General features: G+C 37.6%; 14 protein-coding genes and 1 pseudogene. 7 read left to right on the top strand and 8 right to left on the bottom strand.

The features are described 5' to 3' along the window. The first annotated feature begins 11 nt into the window (after nt 1–11). On the top strand, nt 12–1,268 hold the full coding sequence (locus tag A6B43_RS05530; RefSeq protein WP_124211264.1) for a NupC/NupG family nucleoside CNT transporter: 1,257 nt from the start codon (nt 12–14) through the stop codon (nt 1,266–1,268). Nucleotides 1,269–1,338: 70 nt separating this feature from the next. Here the strand turns inward: A6B43_RS05530 and thrC are convergent, their stop codons facing one another. Then, on the bottom strand, nt 1,339–2,616 hold the full coding sequence (thrC, locus tag A6B43_RS05525) for a threonine synthase (RefSeq protein WP_124211265.1): 1,278 nt from the start codon (nt 2,614–2,616) through the stop codon (nt 1,339–1,341). A 221-nt stretch (nt 2,617–2,837) separates the two neighbouring features. On the opposite strand from thrC, the gene ygfZ reads away from it, so the two are divergent. From ygfZ to A6B43_RS05510, 3 genes are read left to right on the top strand one after another with little or no spacing between them, the layout of a single operon-like run. Continuing rightward, nucleotides 2,838–3,704: a CAF17-like 4Fe-4S cluster assembly/insertion protein YgfZ gene (ygfZ, locus tag A6B43_RS05520; protein WP_124211266.1), complete on the top strand. Its 867-nt coding sequence runs from the start codon at nt 2,838–2,840 to the stop codon at nt 3,702–3,704. Next, entirely contained in the window at nt 3,704–4,297 is a 594-nt protein-coding gene (gene rnhB / locus A6B43_RS05515) for a ribonuclease HII (RefSeq protein WP_124211267.1), read from the top strand. The genes ygfZ and rnhB overlap by 1 nt, the downstream gene beginning before the upstream one ends. A 2-nt stretch (nt 4,298–4,299) precedes the next feature. Continuing rightward, a complete protein-coding gene (locus A6B43_RS05510) occupies nt 4,300–5,553 on the top strand; it encodes a paraquat-inducible protein A (RefSeq protein WP_124211268.1) in 1,254 nt (417 codons plus the stop codon). Nucleotides 5,554–5,696: 143 nt separating this feature from the next. Here the strand turns inward: A6B43_RS05510 and tuf are convergent, their stop codons facing one another. The 4 genes from tuf to rpsL form a co-directional block, all read right to left on the bottom strand. Continuing rightward, nucleotides 5,697–6,881 (bottom strand): elongation factor Tu, encoded by a 1,185-nt coding sequence (gene tuf / locus A6B43_RS05505; RefSeq protein ID WP_176672521.1) that lies wholly within the window; start codon nt 6,879–6,881, stop codon nt 5,697–5,699. A 57-nt stretch (nt 6,882–6,938) separates the two neighbouring features. Next, nucleotides 6,939–9,041 (bottom strand): elongation factor G, encoded by a 2,103-nt coding sequence (fusA, locus tag A6B43_RS05500; RefSeq protein ID WP_124211774.1) that lies wholly within the window; start codon nt 9,039–9,041, stop codon nt 6,939–6,941. Nucleotides 9,042–9,122: 81 nt separating this feature from the next. Beyond that, nucleotides 9,123–9,593, bottom strand: coding sequence for a 30S ribosomal protein S7 (rpsG, locus tag A6B43_RS05495; protein ID WP_124211775.1), 471 nt, complete (start codon nt 9,591–9,593; stop codon nt 9,123–9,125). 157 nt (nt 9,594–9,750) lie between these two features. Next, nucleotides 9,751–10,125, bottom strand: a complete 375-nt coding sequence (gene rpsL / locus A6B43_RS05490; RefSeq protein ID WP_005708967.1) for a 30S ribosomal protein S12 — start codon at nt 10,123–10,125, stop codon at nt 9,751–9,753. 246 nt (nt 10,126–10,371) lie between these two features. Here rpsL and hemH point away from each other — a divergent pair, with 246 nt between their 5' ends. Next, nucleotides 10,372–11,331 carry a ferrochelatase gene (gene hemH, locus A6B43_RS05485; RefSeq protein ID WP_124211776.1) on the top strand — a complete coding sequence of 320 codons (960 nt, stop codon included), beginning with the start codon at nt 10,372–10,374 and terminating at the stop codon, nt 11,329–11,331. Nucleotides 11,332–11,411: 80 nt separating this feature from the next. On the opposite strand, the gene panF is transcribed toward hemH, so the two are convergent. From panF to metJ, 3 genes and pseudogenes are all read right to left on the bottom strand, one after another. Continuing rightward, nucleotides 11,412–12,854 carry a sodium/pantothenate symporter gene (gene panF, locus A6B43_RS05480; protein ID WP_124211777.1) on the bottom strand — a complete coding sequence of 481 codons (1,443 nt, stop codon included), beginning with the start codon at nt 12,852–12,854 and terminating at the stop codon, nt 11,412–11,414. A 4-nt stretch (nt 12,855–12,858) separates the two neighbouring features. Beyond that, nucleotides 12,859–13,086 carry a YhdT family protein gene (locus A6B43_RS05475; RefSeq protein WP_124211778.1) on the bottom strand — a complete coding sequence of 76 codons (228 nt, stop codon included), beginning with the start codon at nt 13,084–13,086 and terminating at the stop codon, nt 12,859–12,861. 64 nt (nt 13,087–13,150) lie between these two features. After that, nucleotides 13,151–13,402 (bottom strand): annotated as a pseudogene (gene metJ / locus A6B43_RS05470) (met regulon transcriptional regulator MetJ); the annotation flags it as partial. 298 nt (nt 13,403–13,700) lie between these two features. On the opposite strand from metJ, the gene rnr reads away from it, so the two are divergent. After that, nucleotides 13,701–16,043 carry a ribonuclease R gene (gene rnr, locus A6B43_RS05465; RefSeq protein WP_124211780.1) on the top strand — a complete coding sequence of 781 codons (2,343 nt, stop codon included), beginning with the start codon at nt 13,701–13,703 and terminating at the stop codon, nt 16,041–16,043. Between the two features lie 78 nt (nt 16,044–16,121). Further along, nucleotides 16,122–16,700, top strand: a complete 579-nt coding sequence (locus A6B43_RS05460) for a porin family protein (protein ID WP_124211800.1) — start codon at nt 16,122–16,124, stop codon at nt 16,698–16,700.

Here is a 16,700-nt window from a genome sequence, read left to right as displayed (position 1 = left end):
GGAGAAAACAAATGGAGACTTTTCGTAGTTTATTAGGTATTTTACTTTTACTCTTGATTGGCTTTTTATTGTCTAACAATAAAAAGAAAATCAATATTAGAACTATTGGCGTTGCATTACTGCTACAAATATGCTTAGGCGCATTGATGTTATACGTCCCAATTGGCCGCCACTTTATTGAAATTACTGCTATCAGCATTAATAAAGTGATTGCATATAGTTCAGCTGGAAGTTCATTTATTTTTGGTGCATTAGTTAGCCCTAAAATGAATGAATTATTCGGAGAAAGCAGTTTTGTTTTTGCTTTACAAGTTATTCCTTCCATCATTTTTATTACCGCTTTATTATCAATTCTCTACTACCTTGGTATTATGCGCTGGGTTATCAATACGCTAGGCTACTTATTTCAAAAAGCACTAAAAATAAGCAAAGTAGAATCTTTTACTGCTGTTACTACTGTCTTTTTAGGTCAAAACGAAATTCCTGCAATTACTAAACCATTTATCTATAAAATGAACCATAATGAACTCTTTACTGTAATGTGCAGTGGAATGTCATCAATTGCTGGTTCAATGTTAGTTGCTTACGCAGGATTAGGTGTATCAATAGAATATTTACTTGCTGCATCATTAATGGCAATTCCAAGTGGAATTTTATTTGCTCGTTTACTTAGCCCTGAAACAGAAGAGTCCAAAATTGAATTTAACGAAATGACTTTTGGAGATAAAAAACCTGCAAGTATAATTGAGGCCACCGCAACAGGTGCAATGGTTGGTTTAAAAATTGGTGTAGGTGTTGCAACCGTCGTAATGGTTTTTGTTGCATTAATCGCATTAATTAATGGATTTTTAAGTGGAATTGGAGAATTTGTTGGTTATCCCGATATTAGTTTAGAATTCATTTTTGGATATATATTTTCGCCACTTGCTTATGTAATGGGAGTTGATTGGGATAATGCAAATTTAGCAGGTAGTTTAATAGGTCAAAAATTAGCCATAAATGAATTTGTGGCTTACTTAAACTTCTCACCTTATTTATCTGGTAATGAAGGAAATCTTGCTCCTAAAACTATTGCAATTATTTCTTTTGCATTATGTGGATTTGCTAATTTTGGTTCTATTGGTGTAATTGTTGGAGCATTTGGTGCAGTTGCACCAGAAAGAACCTCTGAAATTGCGAAATTAGGCTTTAGAGCACTATGTGCAGCAACGCTTTCTAACTTAATGAGTGCTACTATAGCAGGGTTCTTCGTTGGATTACATATGTAGTAATCCAGCTATTACGTAATGAGAGATATTCTATCTAATTCAAAACTCTAAAATATCTCTCATTTTGATCCTATTTCATTAACAAATATGCCTTAAGTTTCGCAAAATCATTCTCCATTGCATCAGACAATAATGGTAATTTATTATGTTTATCAAGAGCCTCAGGTAAAGGCAATTCAAGATTAAGAATTCGCTCTACAGATTCCTTAAATTTAGCTGGGTGAGCAGTACAAAGGAAAATACCCGTTTCATTGGGTTGTAATTGTGTATTTAATACCTGATAAGCAATCGCCCCGTGTGGCTCACATAAATAACCTTCAGCATATTGTGCTTTTAAGGCATTTTCTGTTGCTACATCATCTAATGCACCCGAACTAAGATCAGCTAGATTCCAATCATTACGTTTAAAAAGCTCCTCAACTCGAGGCCAATTATTCGGGCGACTAACGTCCATTGCATTTGATAAAGTTGCTACGGTGGAATTTGGTTGCCAATTTCCTGAATCTAAATAACGAGGCACAGTATCATTTGCATTAGTTGCTGCAATAAAACGTTTAATCGGTAAACCTAATGTTTTCGCAATAAGCCCTGCGGTCAAATTACCGAAATTACCACTGGGTACAGATACAACTACATTATCACGTTTTGTTTTCGGTAGCTGTGCTACTGCCTCAAAATAGTAACAAACTTGTGCCAACAAACGGCTAATATTGATTGAATTTGCTGAATTTAGCCCAATCGACTCTCGTAGTTCTACATCATCAAAAGCTTGTTTTACTAACGCCTGGCACGCATCAAAATCGGCTTCAATCGCAATCGTACGAATATTCCCACCTAAAGTACAAAATAGCTTTTCTTGTAACGGACTAATTTTCCCTTTTGGGTATAAAATGACAACATCAATGTTTTCTAAGCCATAAAATGCGTGAGCAACTGCAGCGCCAGTATCTCCTGATGTTGCCGTCAAAATGGTAATTTTTCCATCTCCACGTACTGTTGCTAATGCCTGTGCCATAAAACGCCCGCCAAAATCTTTAAACGCTAATGTGGGTCCGTGAAATAACTCCAACGCATAAATATTTTCAGCCACTTGCACGAGCGGTGCAGGAAACGTAAAGGAGTTTTTTACCATTGCATTTAAGCTATCTGTTGGGATTTCTTCACCAATCAACGCTTGCAAGATTTTCTGGCTGCGTTCAACTAATGGCATATCGAGTAATTTATCAATATTATCTAATGTTGGAATAATCTCAGGAAAAAATAATCCCTGATCTTTCCCCAATCCTTGACGTACTGCTTGTGCAAAATTAACTTGTTCTTCTGGATGTTTGATGTTGTATAAATTCATTTTTTATCCTTATTTTTGTAAAATAATATCCAAACTGACCGCTTATCGCATAATTTGATTCTAGCTATTACATTTGAGTTAGTAAATGCTAATCTACTGAATAATAATTTTATTTTGTACAATAAAACGATTATTCCAATGATATATGATAGGGCATTTATAAATTCCCCAATTCATTGTATTATCCTTACATATTTTTTAGATGAAAAATAAGGATCTAAATGAGTGAATATCAATCAGAAATATGCACTAAACTTGAACAATATCATTTAATTGAAGTAACTGGTGCTGATACAGAAAAATACCTACAAGGGCAATTAACTTGTGATGTCGCTAAATTGGATATTGGACATCAAACTCTTACCTGCCACTGTGATCCAAAAGGTAAAATCAGTGCGTTGTTCCGCTTATATCGCCATCAAACAGAGCATTTTTTCATTATTATTCGCCAAGAATTATTACCTGAAGCATTAATGCAACTACGCAAATATGCTGTGTTCTCCAAAATTACATTTACTGAATTAGATATGCCTATTTTTGGCACAACAAGCGGTGAGCTCATTGCAAAATTTAGCGATAAACTTACCGCTTGTCAGATAGGCGGCTCACCAACTCGTTATCTAATTTGGGGTAATACATCTCTTAAAGCCAATCATAATGGTAAAGAATGGGATTTGATTGACATACAAAATGGTATTCCAATTCTACACGCTATCAATCAATTTGAGCTTATTCCACAAGCGGTTAATTTACAAAAAATTGAGCAAGCTATTTCATTTACTAAAGGGTGTTATATTGGGCAAGAAACAATAGCACGAGCGAAATATCGTGGTGCAAATAAACGTGCAATGTTTACTTTCCAAGGAGAATTGGGTATCGATGATATTCCAGAAATTTCTCGTCCGATAGAAGTAAAATTTGGCGATAATTGGAAATCAACTGGGCTAATCTTAAGCCGTGTAGTAGAAAATAATCAACTTTGGTTACAAGTAGTAATGAATAAAGAAATTGAGGTAGAGAATGAATTTCGAGTAGGGAATATTGCAATCAAAAAAGTAGCCCTTCCATATAACTTGGATGAAGAATAATGCAATTTATTTATCCAAACGTACAATATATCGCAGGAGTTGATGAAGTTGGCCGTGGACCATTAGTGGGAGCAGTGGTAACGGCAGCCGTTATTCTTGATCCTAGAAACCCGATTGAAGGGCTAGCTGATTCCAAGAAATTATCGGAAAAACGCAGGATTATATTAGCCGAAGAAATTAAGGAAAAAGCACTAAGTTGGTCTTTAGGACGAGCTGAACCTGAAGAAATTGATGAATTAAATATTCTTCACGCCACAATGTTAGCAATGCAACGTGCAGTAGCAAGCCTTTCAATTCAACCTGATTTTGTCTTGGTAGATGGCAACCGTACCCCAACATTACCAATGCCTGCTCAAGCAGTAATTAAAGGAGACAGTTTAGTTGCTGAAATTAGTGCCGCCTCTATTTTAGCAAAAGTAGCCCGAGATCTTGAAATGATTGAGCTAGATAAACTTTATCCCGAATATCATTTTGCTAAACACAAAGGCTATCCGACTAAACTACATTTTGAAAAATTAATGCAATTCGGAGTAACGCCCTATCACCGAAAAAGTTTTGCTCCCGTATCCAAATTATTAGGAATAGCTAAATAGAAATGGAAAGAGAAGAAAATTACTTACAACGCTGTTTTGAGTGCGATACGGTTGTTGAAATTGCAAAAAACCTACCAAATCAAACCGCTTGTTGTCCTAATTGCCACGAAGTACTACAATCAGGAAATCGCTGGGGACTACATCGCTGTTCAATTATCGCATTTTCGATTTTATTACTCTTACCTTTTGCATTATTCTTACCATTGATGAATATTGATTTACTAGGCGTACCTATTTATGCCTCTGTATGGGGAGGGGTATGGAAAATGGCAACTGCTGGCTTTGCCTATACGGCATTTATGATTCTATTTTGTTCCGTCATTATGCCCTTTGTATTTGCTTTACTAGTGATTATGTTACAAATTCAAAAATGGATAAACTACCGGCCACGATATACCCTACTTTTACTAGCAAAAGCCAAACAATGGGTAATGCTCGATGTCTATCTTGTTGCATTAGCTGTTGCTGCTTTTAAAGTCAGAGAATATGCCCCTTTATCATTTGATATTTATCTATTGCCTTTTATTCTCACGACCATTTTAACCATTTTATTATTTACAAAAATCAATATAAAACAATTATGGAACAATTTTTATCCTGAATATCATTCTCTATCACCAAATAATGCGATTTCTGCCACGCTATGTCCTACCTGTGATTATACCTTTAATGAAAAAATTATAGATGAAAAAGGACAACAACGTTGCCCTCGTTGTGAAACTAATTTAGATATTCCCGATAAAATCAAATTACAACGAGTATGGGCTACATTAGTTGCTGGGGTTATTATGATGATTCCTGCCAATACATTGCCTATTTCAACTACAGAATTTGCTGGCTCAACATCAGCTGATTCCCTTATTGGTGGTGTATTTTTATTTATTTCAATGGGAAGCTACGCAATCGCAGCTATTGTTTTTATCGCAAGCATTGCTGTGCCTTTTAGCAAAGTTGCAGTGATCTTATACTTATTACTGGCTATCCATTTCCGCTGGAATCACTCAATTCATTGGCAAATGAAATTACTTCATTATGTACATTTTGTTGGACGCTGGTCAATGCTCGATCTATTTGTACTAGCCCTAATGATGTCTCTTGTTGAAAGAGGACAAATTATTAGCTTTTCAGTTGGAGAAGCTGCCTTTTATTTTGGATCAGCCGTTTTCTTTACAATGATCTCATCATCAAATTTAGATTCAAGAATGCTATGGCGAATTCATAGAAAGCATCAAAAACATAAACAAGCGGTTAAATAGCAAATAAATTTGCAAAATGCCTATATTATTGAAGTAGTTATGAAAGTATAGGTTTATTTTTTATTTATAAAAAAGAAAAACAAAAGGCGTATCTTTCGATACGCCTTTTTAATTATTAGTAAATTATCAATAATCTAATTTAATTATTTGATGATTTTCGCTACTACGCCTGCACCTACTGTACGGCCACCTTCACGAATCGCAAAACGTAAACCTTCGTCCATTGCGATTGGGTGAATTAAGCTTACTACCATTTTGATGTTATCGCCTGGCATTACCATCTCAACACCTTCTGGCAATTCAATCGTACCTGTCACGTCTGTTGTACGGAAGTAGAACTGTGGACGGTAACCTTTGAAGAATGGAGTATGACGACCACCTTCTTCTTTTGATAATACATACACTTCTGATTCAAAATCAGTATGTGGTGTGATTGAACCTGGTTTCGCTAATACTTGGCCACGTTCGATTTCTTCACGTTTTGTACCACGTAATAATGCACCTACGTTCTCACCTGCACGACCTTCGTCAAGTAATTTACGGAACATTTCAACGCCTGTTACCGTTGTTTTCGTTGTATCTTTGATACCAACGATTTCAACTTCTTCACCTGTACGGATAATACCACGCTCAACACGACCTGTTACTACTGTACCACGACCTGAAATTGAGAATACATCTTCAATTGGTAATAGGAATGGTTTGTCGATTGCACGCTCTGGCTCTGGAATATATGAATCTAAGTGGCTTGCTAATTCTAAGATTTTTTCTTCCCATTCAGCTACGCCATTTAATGCTTGTAATGCTGAACCACGTACGATTGGTGTATCATCACCTGGGAAGTCATATTGTGAAAGAAGTTCACGAACTTCCATTTCAACTAATTCTAATAACTCTTCATCATCTACCATATCGCATTTGTTTAAGAATACGATGATGTAAGGAACACCTACTTGGCGACCTAATAAGATGTGTTCACGAGTTTGTGGCATTGGACCATCAGTTGCTGCAACTACTAAGATTGCACCATCCATTTGTGCCGCACCTGTAATCATATTTTTTACATAGTCCGCGTGTCCTGGGCAGTCAACGTGTGCATAGTGACGGGTTGGTGTATCATATTCAACGTGTGAAGTATTGATAGTAATACCACGTGCTTTTTCTTCTGGCGCATTATCGATTTGGTCAAATGCACGTGCTGCACCACCATAGTGTTTTGCTAATACGCTAGTAATTGCTGCGGTTAAAGTTGTTTTACCGTGGTCAACGTGGCCAATTGTACCCACGTTTACGTGCGGTTTTGTACGTTCAAATTTTTCTTTAGACATTGCTAATGTTTCCTATATTAAGATCCGTAGCGCAAAACACACTACGGAGTTTGATAACTATTTTTTACGAGCTTCAATAACTGCTGCTGCAACACTTGCTGGTGCTTCAGCATATTTTAACGGTTCCATTGAGTATGATGCACGACCTTGAGTCTGCGAACGTAAGTCTGTTGCATAACCAAACATTTCTGAGAGTGGAACTTCCGCATTGATTTTAACAACAAATTCGTTTGCTTCCTGACCGCTTACCATTGCACGACGGCGGCTTAAATCACCAATTACATCTCCAACATAATCTGGCGGAGTTTCAACTTCTACTTTCATAATAGGTTCAAGTAAAACAGGGTTTGCTTTGCTAAACGCTGATTTAAATGCCAATGATGCAGCAAGTTTAAACGCTAATTCTGATGAGTCAACATCATGGTATGAACCAAAATGCAAACGTACACCTAAATCTACTACTGGATAACCTGCAAGAGGGCCTGATTTAAGCTGTTCTTGAATACCTTTATCAACAGCTGGGATATATTCGCCAGGAATTACACCACCTTTGATTTCATTCACAAATTCATAACCAGGACCTTCAGGATCTAATGGATATAAGTCAATCACAACATGACCATACTGACCACGACCACCTGATTGTTTTGCGTGTTTACCTTCTACATCTTTAACCGCTGTACGAATCGTTTCACGGTAAGATACTTGTGGTTTACCGATATTCGCTTCCACTTTGAACTCACGTTTCATACGGTCAACGATAATATCTAAGTGCAACTCACCCATACCTGAAATGATAGTTTCACCTGATTCTTCATCAGTATGTACACGGAATGAAGGGTCTTCTTGTGCTAAACGTCCTAGTGCAAGACCCATTTTTTCTTGGTCTGCTTTTGTTTTAGGTTCAACAGCAACAGAAATTACTGGCTCAGGGAATTCCATACGCTCAAGAATAATTGGTGCATCTAAAGCACACAATGTATCACCTGTTGCAACATCTTTTAAACCGATTGCCGCTGCAATATCGCCTGCACGAACTTCTTTAATCTCTTCACGTTTATTTGCGTGCATCTGTACGATACGACCAAAACGCTCACGCTTTTGTTTCACTGAGTTCATTACAGTATCACCTGAATTGATAACACCAGAATAAACACGGAAGAACGTTAAATTACCAACGAATGGGTCTGTCGCAATTTTAAACGCTAATGATGAGAATGGTTCATCATCACTAGGATGACGCTCACCTACAGTATCATCTAAATTAATGCCTTCAATTGCCGGAACATCAGTTGGTGCTGGTAAGAAATCAATTACTGCATCAAGCATTGCTTGAACACCTTTGTTCTTAAAGGCAGAACCACAACATACAGGAATAACTTCACCCGCTAATACACGCTGACGCAATGCTGTTTTAATTTCTTCTTCAGTTAGTTCTTCGCCAGCAAAGAATTTTTCCATTAATTCTTCTGATGCTTCAGCTGCAGCTTCAACTAAGTTATTACGCCATTCTTCACATTCTTCAAGCATTTCCGCTGGAACATCTTCGTAAGTGAATGTCATACCTTGATCAGCTTCATTCCAGTTGATCGCTTTCATTTTGATAAGATCAATAACACCTTTGAAGTTTTCTTCAGAACCAATCGGAAGTTGAAGAGGAACTGCGTTACCGCCTAAGCGAGTTTTAATTTGTTCAACTACACGTAAAAAGTTTGCACCTGTACGGTCCATTTTATTTACAAATGCAATACGTGGTACTTCATATTTATTTGCTTGACGCCATACAGTTTCAGATTGTGGTTGTACACCACCAACAGCACAGTAAACCATTACTGCACCATCAAGAACACGCATTGAACGCTCTACTTCGATTGTAAAGTCAACGTGTCCTGGAGTATCGATTACGTTGATACGGTGCTGTGGATACTGCTGAGACATACCAGACCAGAATGCAGTGGTTGCTGCTGACGTGATAGTAATACCACGCTCTTGTTCTTGTTCCATCCAGTCCATTGTTGCTGCACCATCATGCACTTCACCAATTTTGTGGCTTACACCTGTATAGAATAGAATACGCTCTGAGGTAGTTGTTTTACCTGCGTCAATATGAGCACTAATACCAATATTACGATAGCGCTCAATAGGAGTTACACGAGCCATTATTATTACCTTATTTGGAAATTTATATACATAATAGGCTTCATCACAGAAGAGATGAAGCCTATCAAAGTCAAAAGCTTATTACCAACGGAAGTGAGCAAATGCTTTGTTAGCTTCAGCCATACGGTGAACGTCTTCACGTTTCTTCACTGCTGAGCCTTTGTTGTCAGACGCATCTGATAATTCATTTGCTAAACGCAATGCCATTGATTTATCACCACGTTTGCGTGCTGCTTCAATAATCCAACGCATTGCAAGAGCATTACGACGAGTTGGACGAACTTCAACTGGTACTTGGTAAGTTGAACCACCAACACGGCGAGATTTAACTTCAACAGTTGGACGTACATTTTCAAGAGCGGCATCAAAAGCATCTAATGCTTCTTTACCTGTACGTTGTGAAAGTGTTTCTAAAGCACTATACACGATTGATTCTGCGACAGATTTTTTACCATCTACCATTAAAACATTAATAAATTTTGCAAGTAATTCTGAACCGAACTTCGGATCTGGAAGAATCTTGCGTTGTTCAACACTACGACGACGTGGCATTGGGAGTTCTCCGTATTATAAAATCTTCAGGATATCCAAAACTCATCTTAACAAAGTTTCATATTATTGAAACTATATGTGCAATGCACTGATTAGACTGGAGTTTATGGTTTAAATATTAAAATTTAGACGTTTGGCCTTACTTAACGGAGTTCCATTAAGATTTAGGACGTTTAACGCCGTATTTCGAACGACCTTGTTTACGATCTTTAACGCCTGCACAGTCTAATGCACCGCGTACAGTGTGATAACGTACACCTGGTAAGTCTTTAACACGACCACCACGAATTAATACAACACTGTGTTCTTGAAGGTTATGACCTTCACCACCGATATAAGAAGTAACCTCAAAACCATTCGTTAAACGAATACGACATACTTTACGTAATGCTGAGTTTGGTTTTTTAGGAGTTGTAGTATATACACGAGTACATACACCACGTTTCTGCGGGCAAGCCTCTAATGCAGGAACGTTGCTTTTTACAACCTTTTTCACACGCGGTTTGCGTACTAGCTGGTTGATAGTTGCCATTAATTAAGCTCCAGTTTAAATTAATAATTGATAAAATTCCTTTTATCTAAGGTATATCATTGATATGATTAGACGAAAGGACGGGGAATTCTATAATATTATTTATAACGCTGTCAAGCTCTCATAAAAGAGGGGCTATTTCTGCAATTCTGCAATTTTCCTTTATCTCAATCCAATACAAATAGCCCATCTAATAGAAATTATCTATAATACTCTCATCTAAATTTCATAAATTAGGAAATACCTATGAACCAATTAAAAATAGGGGTACTACTTGCTAATCTCGGCACACCCGATGAACCTACCACTCCCGCAGTAAAACGTTATCTTCGTCAGTTTCTCAGTGATCCTCGAGTTATTGATCTCCCTCGTTTAAAATGGCTTCCTATCCTAAATTTTATGGTACTACCTAAACGCTCACCAAAAGTTGCCGAAGCGTATAAATCAATTTGGACAAATGAAGGGTCTCCGCTACTTGCAATTTCACGCCAACAACAAAAAGCAGTACAAACTTATTTCTCAGCAAAAGGGAAAAATATTATTGTTGAGCTAGGAATGAGCTACGGTAATCCTAGCATTGAAGATGGGGTTGCTCGCTTAATTAAACAAGGGGTAGAAAAAATTATTGTACTGCCTCTTTATCCCCAATATAGCTCAACGACAACAGCTTCAGTATTTGATGCCTTTGCTCGTGGATTAACGAATCAGAAGAAAATTGTACCTTTTGAATTTATTCATAATTATCATGATCATCCTCTTTATATACAAGCGGTCGCTAGCAGTATAAGCCTTGCAGAAGGAGAACATCTCCTATTTTCATTTCACGGTATTCCAAAACGTTATGAACAAGAAGGCGATTTCTACGCCAATCATTGTCGTGCGACAGCTGAACTTATCGCTCAAAAACTAGGCTTAACAGAAGCACAGTGGACACTGGCATTCCAATCTCGTTTTGGCGATGAAGAATGGTTACAACCTTACACAGATGAAACCTTAAAAGGTTTTCCTGAAAAAAATGTGAAAAATGTTGCCGTTGTATGCCCCGGCTTCTCTGCTGACTGCTTAGAAACGATTGAAGAAATTGCAGAAGAAAATCGGGAATATTTTGAACATTCAGGCGGAGAAAGTTACCGCTATATTCCTGCATTAAATGCCACAGCAAATCACATCAAATTATTGGTGAAACTGATTGAAGAGAAAATGTAAATTAACATAAATCTAATAACAAGCGGTCGGTTTTTAATCTTTTGTACATTGAGAACCACCGTGTTTATTATCTTTTTAAATTAAACATTCGCACTTAATAATCTGCGTTTTCCCAACAAATTTCCAATCCCAAATGCAATTAACCCAAAGAATAAGCTCGGTACAATGCTATGAAAATTAAAAAGTTTTATTTGTAATCCAGCCATTAGCATATAACTTCCCAGCCCTATCATCATTGAAAATATCGCCCCCGTTGCATTCGCTTTTTGCCAATATAAACCAAGAACGATTACCCATAGAAAAGTTGCTTCCAAACCACCTAATGATAATAAATTTAACCAGATCAACATATCAGGAGGATTAAACGCCAAGAGAAAAACAATTATTGTAAGTCCAAGGGTCGTTAATGTTGAGAAAATTTTTAGCCTAGGCTCATTTTCAATGGCTGTAGGACGAAATGCCAAATAAAGATCTTTAATAATTGTCGAAGATGCTTGAATTAACATTGAATCAATTGATGACATAATTGCCGCCATAGGAGCGGCCAAAAAGATCCCGACAACGACTGGCGGAAGCACCTTTAACATTAGAGTTGGAATAACCTGATCAACTACCGTTAAATCAGGCAATAATGCTCGCCCTAACGCTCCTGCTAAGTGCATTCCCAGCATCAAAATAGAAACTACCACGGTGCCAATAATCATTGCTTGATGCAATGCTTTGCTATTTTTATACGCCATACTTCGCATTGCTAATTGTGGTAGCCCCATCAAACCAAAGCATACTAATACCCAAAACGACAGCATAAACGTAAAATCTAACGGGCGTTCATCAATGCCATAAGGCGTAATTAATTGCGGGTTAATCATTTCTAACTTATTGATAATCGGTTCAATGCCCCCAGCAAAATAGATCACGCCACCTAATAATAAGAGCGTTCCAATCATCATCACCAACCCTTGAATGGCATCAGTTAATACCACAGCACGAAATCCGCCAAAAAAAGTATATGCCCCCACCGTTAAGGCAAAAATGAACAAGGACATTTCATAAGAAATCCCCAATGTTGTTTCAAGCAAACGCCCTGCACCAATAAATTGCACCAGCATCATCGCTAAAAATGAGAGTAAAATTGCAAAACTAGATAACCAAACAATCACAGGGCTTTTATAGCGGGCAAGTAACATATCATTAATTGTCAGGCTATTATTTTGGCGAGCAAGAATAGCGAATTTTTTCCCTAACACACCTAGAGATAGAATCACTGCTGGCACTTGAATCATCGCTAATAATACCCAGCCCAAACCGTATTTATAAGCAGCACCTGGCCCACCGATAAAGCTACTTGCTCCAACGTAAGTTGCCGCCATTGTCATTGCTAGTACAAAGCCTGACATCGAACGACCACCAACGTAATAATCCGTAAGAAAATGACCGCTTGTTCTCTGACGATAGGCATAAAATGCTACGCCAAATACGAAAAAAAGATACATAATCAGAGGTAGTAATATCAGCATATTCATTGTATTACTCCTCTAACTTAATCTCTTTATAAACTAATTTAAGCACGATGATTACCAAAAAAATAAAAAGAATAGGCAGATAAATACAGGCACATTCAAACCAAATTGGAAAACCTAAAATCCCTCTTCCCGTTGGAGAAAAATAAGCAAAACCTCCCCACCCTACTAAATAACATAGGGTAAGCCATAACGCCCAGCGGACTTCCCGCAGTAACTGCTTAGATTGATCCATATATCTCCCAAAGGTTGCTTTTCCACACTTTATGGCTCACCTTTTATTCTGTTTCTGTGCGATGATCTTCGTAACGATCTTTTGCTAATTCTTCATCTGTTGGCAAAGGCTGCCCTGTAAAAGCATGTAAAAAAGCTTCACATAATAATTCACTGTTTGTAGCGTGGCGTAAATTACGAATTTGACGGCGAGTACGCTCATTAGTTAGTATTTCCAATACTTTAATTGGAATTGACACCGTAATTTTTTTCACTTGCTCACTTTTTTTCCCGTGCTCTGCATAAGGGTTAATATATTCCCCGTTCCACTCTGCCATTTTTAGCCCCTTAAAAAATAAAAAATTGTTACTATTCTAAACAAAGGAAAACAAAATCACAATCTAGACGTCTAGATTTCTAGTGATAATATCTGATAATTTTTTTACGCATTTTACAAAAATGTGGTAATATCTAACCGCTTGTGCTTACTATTTAAGCCAATCACCTATAAAATAGATTTTAATTAGTCAGTTTAGTTCACGCATTCCAATCCGTAAAAATCCATTCTAAATTTACTTTTATTCATTATAAACAATAACTTATACTTAATCTCAAAGAGAAATTCAAATAAAAAATATGATACAAGATCCAAATTATCAACAAGAACAAGAAAAATATCAAAATCCTGTCCCAAGCCGAGAATTTATTTTACAAACTATTCGTGATTACGATGCACCAATGAGTAAAGCCGAGCTACTTGCTACATTCCAAATTGAAGATGAAGAACGCCAAGAAGCTATTCGTCGCCGTTTACGGGCAATGGAAAATGACGGTCAGCTTGTATTCACTAAACGCCAACGCTATGCACTGCCTGAAAAAATGGACTTGCTAAAAGGAATAGTTATAGGGCATCGTGATGGCTACGGCTTTTTACAAGTCGAAGGTGATGATGACTGGTTTATTCCTAACGGGCAAATGTTACGAGTTATGCACGGTGATTATGTACTAGCACAACCTAACGGCACAGATCGCCGTGGACGTAAAGAAATCCGCATCGTACGTGTGCTAGAAGCAAACAAAAAACAAATTGTTGGTCGTTTCTTCACAAACTCTGGAATTAACTACGTTGTACCAGATGATAGCCGTATCAACCAAGATATTTTAATCCCCGAAGCTCAACGATTAGGAGCAAGAATGGGGCAAGTTGTAGTAGTTGAACTCCAACCTCGCAAAGCTGATTTCAAACAACCAGTTGGATTTATTACCGAAATTCTTGGTGAAAATCTTGCCCCCGGTATGGAAATTGAGATCGCCTTGCGTAATCACGAAATCCCATATTTATGGAGTGAGGGTGTCGAGAAGCAAGCTCGCCAATTTAGCGAAGAAGTCCCTGAAGATGCCAAACTTGGGCGAATTGACTTACGCAACTTACCGCTTGTAACCATTGATGGAGAAAGTGCTCGTGATTTTGACGATGCAGTTTTCTGCCAACGTGAAGAAAATGGCTGGCGGTTATGGGTAGCGATTGCTGATGTAAGCTATTATGTTCGCCCTAAAACGGCGATTGATATTGAAGCACAATTACGAGGTAATTCAGTCTACTTCCCTAATCGTGTTATTCCAATGTTACCTGAAGTGCTTTCAAATGGGTTATGTTCACTCAATCCACAAGTTGACCGCCTCTGTTTAGTCGCTGAAATGCGCATTTCAGATTCTGGCTTACTTACTGATTACAAATTCTACGAAGCAGTGATGAATTCTCACGCCCGTTTAACCTATACAAATGTCTGGAAAATACTATCTGGAGATGAAACCTTGCGTGAACGCTATGCCCCGCTCGTTCCCCACTTAGAACAACTATATCAAATGTTCCACGTATTAGTGAAGGCCCGTAAACAGCGAGGAGCCATTGAATTTGAAACCGTTGAAAATCAATTTATTTTCAATCCTCAAGGACGTATTGAACGCATTGAGCCTATTATTCGTAATGACGCACATAAACTTATTGAAGAGTGTATGATTTTAGCTAATATTGCGGCGGCTCGCTTTATTGAAAAATCAAGCGAACCAAGCTTATACCGCATTCACGCTCTGCCAAGTGAAGAAAAACTCACTAATTTCCGTACATTCCTCAAAGAATGTGGGCTATTTTTAGACGGTGGATTAAAGCCTACACCAAAAGATTACGCTAAGTTACTCAAAACTGTGCAAGATCGTCCTGATCGTGAATTAATTCAAACAATGCTACTACGTTCATTAAAACAGGCTGTTTACACTCCTGACAATGAAGGACATTTTGGTCTGGCTCTTACGGAATATGCCCATTTTACTTCACCTATTCGCCGTTACCCCGACTTACTACTACACCGTTCAATTAAATACTTAATTGAACAACAAAAAGGCAATACTCGCCACTATACCGCAGGTGGTGGTTATCACTATAAATTAGATGATATGGATCAATTTGGCGAAAAATGTTCAATGACAGAACGCCGAGCCGATGATGCTACCCGTGAAGTCGCGGATTGGCTGAAATGTGAATATATGCAAGATCATATTGGTGAAGAATTTGATGGGGTAATTTCAAGCGTTACAGGTTTCGGGCTCTTTGTAAAACTAAATGAATTATTGATTGATGGCTTAGTTCATATTTCTACCTTAGAAAATGGCTATTATCACTACGATAATGCTCGCCAACGTTTAGTTGGGGAAAACAATGGCATTATTTATCGTTTAGGCGACCCTGTTAAAGTACGAGTCATCGGCGTAAATTTAGATGATAAGAAAATTGATTTTACACTTATTACTAACCTACGAAAACCAAGAACAGCGGGGAAAACCGCTAGAACTAAACAAAAAAGCCGAAAAAATCAGCCGATATTTAAAGAAGTTGCTGCCACTCCAGCCAAGAAAACTAAACGTAAAAAATCAACGAACAAGACTGCTTCTGCTCGTCAAAAAAATACAAGCAAGCGGTAAGATCTCCTAATTTTTTACCTTGTCTAAACGGGCTTCAACGAGTAAACTGAAGCCCTTTTTTATTACTAGGAATTTATGATGAAAAAATTAGCAATTATTACTTTACTTGGATTATCTTCAACAGCAGTTTTAGCTGCACCCGTTGGTGAAACCTTTACAGGATTTGGTACAGGTGTTGAACTTACCACGACTAAATATAAAGACTCAAAACGTGCAACTGGTGTAGGTTTAATTGTTGATTATGGTATGGACTATGGCAACAATCTCGTTGGTTTAGTTGAAGGTAAAGTAAAACTTAATAGTTCAAAACTTGAGGATAAATCAAGCGAAGAAGTTAAATCTCACGCGTCTGAAAAATTCCGTGGCAGTATCAGTTATTTACAAGGTTACCGTGTGTTGCCTGATTTACTTCCTTATGTAAAAGTAGGCTATACCTTTACTAAATTCAAATCAGATAAACAAATTTCACGTGAGAATTTCTCAAGCAAATCCTCTATTTCAGAAACAAATAGCGGTTTTGGTTTTGGTGCAGGGGTAAAATATGCGGTTTCATCTAATGTTGAGTTAGGAGCTGAATATTTAAGAACCCGAACAAAACAAGATAATACTAATATCAATGGTAATACCTTTGGTGCAAGTGCGGCTTACCGTTTCTAA

This window comes from Vespertiliibacter pulmonis, assembly GCF_013377275.1.
Classification (GTDB): Bacteria; Pseudomonadota; Gammaproteobacteria; order Enterobacterales; family Pasteurellaceae; genus Vespertiliibacter; species Vespertiliibacter pulmonis.
This window is presented reverse-complemented; position numbering and strand designations above follow the sequence as displayed.